This window comes from Streptomyces sp., from assembly GCF_031178505.1.
Taxonomy (GTDB): domain Bacteria; phylum Actinomycetota; class Actinomycetes; order Streptomycetales; family Streptomycetaceae; genus Streptomyces; species Streptomyces gulbargensis.
In genome coordinates, this window is the sequence record NZ_JAPSIW010000422.1 from 1 (window position 1) to 6,063 (window position 6,063).

The following is a 6,063-nucleotide window of genomic DNA, read 5'->3' on the forward strand; positions in this document are numbered from 1 at the left end:
CCGGCACCTCTCCCCCGAGCAGGAACTCCAGCTCTACCGCCACTACAGCCTCGCCCTGCCGCCCCCTCCCGAGGACGCCCCGGACACGGACTTCGGGCGTCTGGCGGGCCAGGACGGCCCCTGAAAGAGCCGCACACCGGTGTCGGGGCGCCCGGGCGTACGTCCGGGGGCCGGGCGGCGCGTCAGGCCGCCGCTCCGCCGCCCGCCGCCTCCGAACGCTCCGGGCCACCGGTCCCCCGCACCAGCGGAAGCGGCTCGGACGGCTCCAGATCCGGATCGTCCACGGCGAAGGTCCGCACCCGCCCCGGCGCGGACCAGGGCTCCTCGAAGCGGACGGTGACGCGCCCGACCCCGCTGCCCTGGACCCAGCCCGCCCCGTGCACGGCGTGCCGTACGTCCTGCCCCGGGGACCAGCGCCGCTCCTCGACCGGAGCGGCCTGCCCTGGCCCGCCCGGAAGCGAGGCGGCGGGCTCCGCCGCGACGGCCTCGGCCTCCCCGGCGTCCCGCCCGCCGGCCGCGGCCTCCGCCACCTCCGCGAACTGGGCGAAGAGATCCTCCTGCGTGTAGTCGGCGAGGCCGCTGACCCCGACGCCCAGGAGCCGCACGCCGCCCGTCGTGTCCACCGCCTCCAGGAGCCGCGCGGCCGCCTCCCGCACCACCACCGGGTCGTCGGTGGGCCCGCGCAGCGTCTCGGAGCGGGTCAGCGTCGAGAAGTCGTAGCGCCGCACCTTGAGGACGATGGTCCGCCCGGAGTGCCCCGAGGCGCGCAGCCGCCCCACGCACCGCTCGGCGAGCCGCTCCACCTCCGTGCGGATCCGCACCCGGTCGTGCAGGTCCACGTCGAAGGTGTCCTCGACCGACACCGACTTGGCGTCCCGCTCCGCCACCACGGGCCGGTCGTCGTACCCCTGGGCCATCCGGTACAGCGAGGCTCCGTGCGCCTTCCCCAGGAGCCGTACGAGCTCGTCCTCACCGGCCTCCACCAGGTCGCCGACCGTGGTCATCCCGGCCCGCCGCAGATGCTCCCCGGTGGCCGGACCGACGCCGGGCAGGATCCGCACCGAGCGGGGCCCGAGGAGCTCCCGCTCGGTACCCGGCTCGATGAGGACGAGCCCGTCCGGCTTGGCCTCCTCCGAGGCGATCTTGGCGATCATCTTCGATCCGGCGAGGCCGACGGAACCGGTCAGGCCGGTGGCGGCCAGGATGTCGGCCCTCAGCCGCTCCCCGGCGGCCCGCGCGCTCGCGCTGTCGTCGGCCACTCCCCCGGCCTCCAGGTCGACGAAGGCCTCGTCCAGGCTCAGCGGCTCCACGAGCGGCGACAACCGCCCGAGCAGCTCCATCACCTGCTCGCTGATCGACCGGTAGAAGGCGAAGCGCGCCACCAGATAGGCGGCGTTCGGTGCGAGCCGCCGCGCCTGCCCCATCGGCATCGCGGAGTGCACCCCGAAGCGCCGCGCCTCGTAGGAGGCGGTGGCCACCACGCCACGCGGCCCGAGCCCGCCGACGACCACCGGTTTTCCGCGCAGGCTCGGCTTGGCCGCCTGTTCGGCGGCGGCGAAGAACGCATCCATGTCCAGATGCAGGATCGTCGGCGCGGCTCTCACGCCTCCGATGCTGCCCCATGCCACTGACATCGGACCCACCGACAGGGGACCGGCCGGACCGGGCCAGCCGTACCGCGGGCTCAGACGGCCCGGTCGCGCCGCCGGCGGGCCAGCTCGTCGCCCGGATTGTGCCCGATCAGCGTCTCACCGGTGTCGACCCGTTCGCCGTGCAGCTGCGAGAGGGCCGCCTCCACGTCGCGCCAGACGACGCCCACGGCGATGCCGAAGACGCCCTGACCGCCCTGGAGGAGGCTCACCACCTCGTCGGGCGAGGAGCACTCGTACACGGTGGCACCGTCGCTCATGAGCGTCATGCGTTCGAGGTCGCGAAAGCCCCGCGCCCGCAGGTGCTGGACGGCGGCCCGGATGTTCTGCAGGGCCACGCCCGTGTCGAGGAAACGCTTGACGATCTTCAGGACGACGACGTCGCGGAAGCTGTACAGCCGCTGCGTCCCCGACCCGTAGGCGGGCCGCACGCTCGGCTCCACGAGCCCGGTGCGCGCCCAGTAGTCCAGTTGGCGGTAGGTGATGCCGGCCGCCGCACAGGCCGTCGGACCGCGGTAGCCCACGGCGTCGTCCGCCAGGCCCTCACCCGCGTCCGTGCCGAAGTCGCCCACCCTGTCGTGAAGCGGATACGGACCGCTCTCTCCGGACACGCGTCCGAGGGAGCTCCCTGCCGTACCGTCCGCGCTGCTCATCACGCCGACCCTCCGTCCTTGACCTGCCCACACGAAGGTAGGCAGTCACTTGGGGTGCGTCAACGATCGCCACACTCGGCACGCCGAGTGATAATCACCCTGAGGGTGGTTTCCCGTGTCCCTCTCCGGGGAAAGGCTACTCGAATGCTCTGACAGCGCCCCGCGAACGGCTCCCGGCCGTCGGTCACTGGCTCCCGAAGTCCTCCGGTGAGATCTGGTCGAGGAACTCGCGGAACTTCTCCACCTCGTCCTCCTGCTCGTCCGGAATCGCAATGCCGGCGTCGTCCAGGACACCGTCACTGCCGAAGATCGGCGTACCCATCCGCAGCGCCAGCGCTATCGCGTCCGACGGCCGGGCACTCACCTCCACGCCGCTGGCGAAGACCAGCTCGGCGTAGAACACCCCGTCCCTCAGATCGGTGATGCGGACCTGCGTCAGCTCCTGGCCGACGGCTTCCAGCACGTCCTTGAACAGGTCGTGCGTCAGCGGCCTCGGCGGCGCCATGCCCTGCTGGGCGAAGGCGATGGCCGTCGCCTCCCCCGGTCCGATCCAGATGGGGAGGTAGCGATCGCCTCCCACTTCGCGCAGGAGCACGATCGGCTGGTTCGAGGGCATTTCGACCCGGACACCCACAACGTCGAGCTCGTTCACACAGCAACCCTAGGACGTGCCCGACCGGTTTGGATAGTCGGGCCCGGACAAGATCACGGCAGACGGACCCCGAGCGCGGTCTGGACCAGCGCCGCGTGGAGCCGTACGGACAGGGCCGCGAGCTCTTTCGCGGTGGCCTCCGCATGGGCTCTGGTCTGCGGATTCCGGTGCCGGCGCAGCGGCGCGACCACCTGCTCCACCAGCCCCGCCTCACGGTCCGCGGCCGCCTTGACACCACGCAGGTGCCGGGGTTCGAGACCGAACCTCCCGAGGTCCGCGACGAGCCGTGCCACGGTCACGGTCCCGGCGTCGTAGCCGCCGCCCGCCGTCTCCGCGATCAGACCGTAGGACTCCCACTCGGCCAGCTCGCTCTCGCCGACCCCGGTGGCGGCCAGCAGCTCGGCCCTGCCGATCCGCACGGCCGTCGGCCGCTCCTGGTCGGCCGCGTCCCCGTCGGCCGCCGGGTCGCGCCGGCCGGGCGCCGGCAGCGCGACCCGCTCACCCCGCGCCAGGGCGTCGAGATGCTCGCGGATCACCTTCAGCGGAAGGTAGTGGTCCCGCTGCATCCGCAGGATCCGAGCGAGCCGCTCGACGTCCTGCGGGCTGAACTTCCGGTACCCGGAGGCCGTGCGCCGGGGCTCGACCAGGCCTTCGGCCTCCAGGAACCGGATCTTGGAGATCGTCACTTCGGGAAACTCGTCGCGCAGCTGGCTGAGCACCGTGCCGATGCTGACCAGCCGGTCGCCCGCGCCGGCGGCGCCGGAACCGGCACCGCCCGTCGGTGTTCGCAGCATGGACCTTCCCTGAAGGTTCTCCGGGACGTCAGGCGCCCCGCTGGCTCGAGTGGAAGACCAGCCGGTACTTGCCGATCTGCACCTCGTCGCCGTTGGACAGAACCACGGACTCGATGGGCTCGCGGTTCACATAGGTGCCGTTGAGGCTGCCCACGTCCGACACCGTGAAGGTGCCGTCCTGTCCCCGGCGGAACTCCACGTGGCGGCGGGAGACCGTCACGTCGTCGAGGAAGATGTCGCTCTGCGGGTGACGCCCCGCCGTGGTCAGCTCGCCGTCCAGGAGGAACCGGCTGCCCGAGTTCGGGCCGCGGCGGACCACCAGGAGCGCGGAGCCCGGCGGCAGCGCCTCGACGGCCGCCAGCGCCTCGGGGGACAGCGACGGCATCGCGATCTGGCCGGTGGTCTCCGAGTCGTACGCCTCGAGCCCCGAGATGGAGATCGTCGACGTCGTCTCGGACGCCCGCTCGGCGGCGACCCCGCCCCGCAGCGGCGCGCCGCAGTGGGAGCAGAAGCGGCTGTCGGCCGCGTTGCGGTGACCGCACCTCGTACACACCGGCATGGACGCATCCTCCTGCCGCGGCTGCCCCGCGGAGGTCTGTGTCGCATACGGATCGGGGTTGAACCCTCCACCCGTACTTGAGGTTGATGGTTCTCCGAAACCTATGCGGGCGGCCCCGGCAGGGTCAACAGAAGACGCGCCCTGTGTGCCCGGAATGTCACCCCCCCGGCCACCGACCTCGTCACGGAAGAGGGGGCGCTCGCCACCCTGTTCCTCGCTCTGGGCGTGGCGCTGCGCGCGGTGCCTGGCGTTGCCGCCGTCCTCGCGTGCGCTCTTGCCGAACAACTTCGCAAACAACTTCACGGGCGATTCCCCTTGACCGAAACAGACCCGCCCGTGGGGCAGGACGAACCGAGATCCATCACACCTGCCGACCCGGACACCTTCACAACGTCCGTATCCTCCGGACAGTTTCCACCACGCACCACCGTTGTGGTGCGCCGACCCCCCGCAACGCCGAGCCCATGTCGCGGGACCCCCCTCGCCCCTCTCACTGCGAGGACGACCGAGCGTAGTCAGGCCGCTTCGCAGGTCGCAAGGCGTCGACGACGATCTTCGCCGACCGCTCCACCGTGGCCGTGGCCTGCTCCTTCTCCAGGGTCTGGACGACACCGCCGGGGATGTTGAGCGCGGGCTCGAGATCCTCCGGCTTGCCGATGACCTTGAAGACGTACGGAGCGGCCACCTTCGTTCCATCGATCCGCATCTCGTCACCACTACCGGTGAAATAGCTGCCCGCGACGACGCGGACGCCGTTGACCTGGATCGCCTCCGCACCGGCCGCGCGAAGCTCCTGGATGGCGTCGAGGAGCATGTCGGACTCGACCGCCCCGGCCGGGTCGGTGACGGTGAGGGTGATGCCGGGCCCCTCGGCGGCGACGGTGCCGGCGAGGATGCCGAGCTGGCGTTCCTTCTCCTGGGTCTGCTTACGGGCCTCCTCGGCCTGGTCGGAGCTGGACTCCAGCTCCGACCGCTGCTGCTCCAGGCGGGCCTTCTCGTCCTCCAGGCGCTGGGTCCGGTCGTCGAGTTCGTCGAGGATGCGGACGAGGTCCTCCTGCCGGGCCCCGCGCAGGGCGCTGTTGTCACTGGTCGAGGAGACCTGGATGGCGAGCCCCAGACCGAGGACGAACAGCAGCAGGGCGACGACGAGTTGGGCCCGGGTGACGCGGGGCGGCCACAGCGCGTCGGCGAGCCGCCGCCGTCCCAGCGGCTCGGCGGCGGGGGCCGCGGGCGGCGGGACGGGGGGTACGGAAGGGGCGGCGGGCGGCAGGGGCGCCGCGGCCGGCCCGGCCGGCCCCGCCGCGGGGCCTTCCGATGCGGGACGCGGCGGCTCGGCGCCGCCTCCCGGGGCACCGGCCGGGCCGGGCCGCCCGGCGGGCGGAAGGTTTTCGGACCCGGCCGGGACCTCGGGAGTGCGGGGGGCCTCGGGAACGCTCGGGCTCCCAGGGACGCGCGGCCCCTCGGGCGTGCCGGCGCCGCTCGCGGGGCGGGGCTTCTCGGCGTCCCCGGAGGCGCGGGGGTCGCCGGCGTTCTCGGGGCGCTCGGGCTGCTCGCTCATCGGCCTCACGCCCGGAAGACGTGGCGCCGGATGGCGGCCGCGTTGGAGAAGATCCGGATGCCGAGCACGACCACCACGCCGGTGGAGAGCTGCGCGCCCACGCCCAGCTTGTCGCCGAGGAAGACGATCAGCGCGGCGACCACGACGTTCGACAGGAAGGACACCACGAACACCTTGTCGACGAAGATGCCGTCGAGC

Annotated in this window: 7 protein-coding genes and 1 pseudogene; 1 reads left to right on the top strand and 7 read right to left on the bottom strand. The window is 72.6% G+C overall.

Annotated features, from left to right (window positions below; translation table 11 throughout):
- A pseudogene (locus RIF68_RS24015) lies at positions 1-124 on the top strand (PRC-barrel domain containing protein); the annotation flags it as partial.
- Between the two features lie 58 nt (positions 125-182).
- Here the strand turns inward: RIF68_RS24015 and RIF68_RS24020 are convergent.
- The 7 genes from RIF68_RS24020 to RIF68_RS24050 all read right to left on the bottom strand — a co-directional run.
- Positions 183-1,604, bottom strand: coding sequence for a DNA polymerase IV (locus RIF68_RS24020; RefSeq protein WP_309053373.1), 1,422 nt, complete (start codon positions 1,602-1,604; stop codon positions 183-185).
- An 80-nt stretch (positions 1,605-1,684) separates the two neighbouring features.
- Positions 1,685-2,302, bottom strand: a complete 618-nt coding sequence (locus RIF68_RS24025) for a MerR family transcriptional regulator (RefSeq protein WP_309053374.1) — start codon at positions 2,300-2,302, stop codon at positions 1,685-1,687.
- 184 nt (positions 2,303-2,486) lie between these two features.
- On the bottom strand, positions 2,487-2,954 hold the full coding sequence (locus tag RIF68_RS24030; RefSeq protein WP_309053375.1) for a bifunctional nuclease family protein: 468 nt from the start codon (positions 2,952-2,954) through the stop codon (positions 2,487-2,489).
- A 53-nt stretch (positions 2,955-3,007) separates the two neighbouring features.
- A complete protein-coding gene (locus tag RIF68_RS24035) occupies positions 3,008-3,748 on the bottom strand; it encodes a MerR family transcriptional regulator (RefSeq protein ID WP_309053376.1) in 741 nt (246 codons plus the stop codon).
- Positions 3,749-3,776: 28 nt separating this feature from the next.
- Positions 3,777-4,718, bottom strand: a complete 942-nt coding sequence (locus RIF68_RS24040) for an FHA domain-containing protein (protein WP_309053378.1) — start codon at positions 4,716-4,718, stop codon at positions 3,777-3,779.
- A gap of 79 nt (positions 4,719-4,797) precedes the next feature.
- A complete protein-coding gene (locus RIF68_RS24045; protein WP_375165070.1) occupies positions 4,798-5,865 on the bottom strand; it encodes a DUF881 domain-containing protein in 1,068 nt (355 codons plus the stop codon).
- A 5-nt stretch (positions 5,866-5,870) separates the two neighbouring features.
- A partial coding sequence (locus RIF68_RS24050; protein ID WP_309053377.1) for a small basic family protein occupies positions 5,871-6,063 on the bottom strand: 193 nt, incomplete at its 5' end.

Bases quoted from the DNA above. Each gene is read 5' to 3' on its own strand.
- RIF68_RS24025 (WP_309053374.1), bottom strand. From the start codon at position 2,302: ATGAGCAGCGCGGACGGTACGGCAGGGAGCTCCCTCGGACGCGTGTCC.
- RIF68_RS24035 (WP_309053376.1), bottom strand. From the start codon at position 3,748: ATGCTGCGAACACCGACGGGCGGTGCCGGTTCCGGCGCCGCCGGCGCG.
- RIF68_RS24045 (WP_375165070.1), bottom strand. From the start codon at position 5,865: ATGAGCGAGCAGCCCGAGCGCCCCGAGAACGCCGGCGACCCCCGCGCC.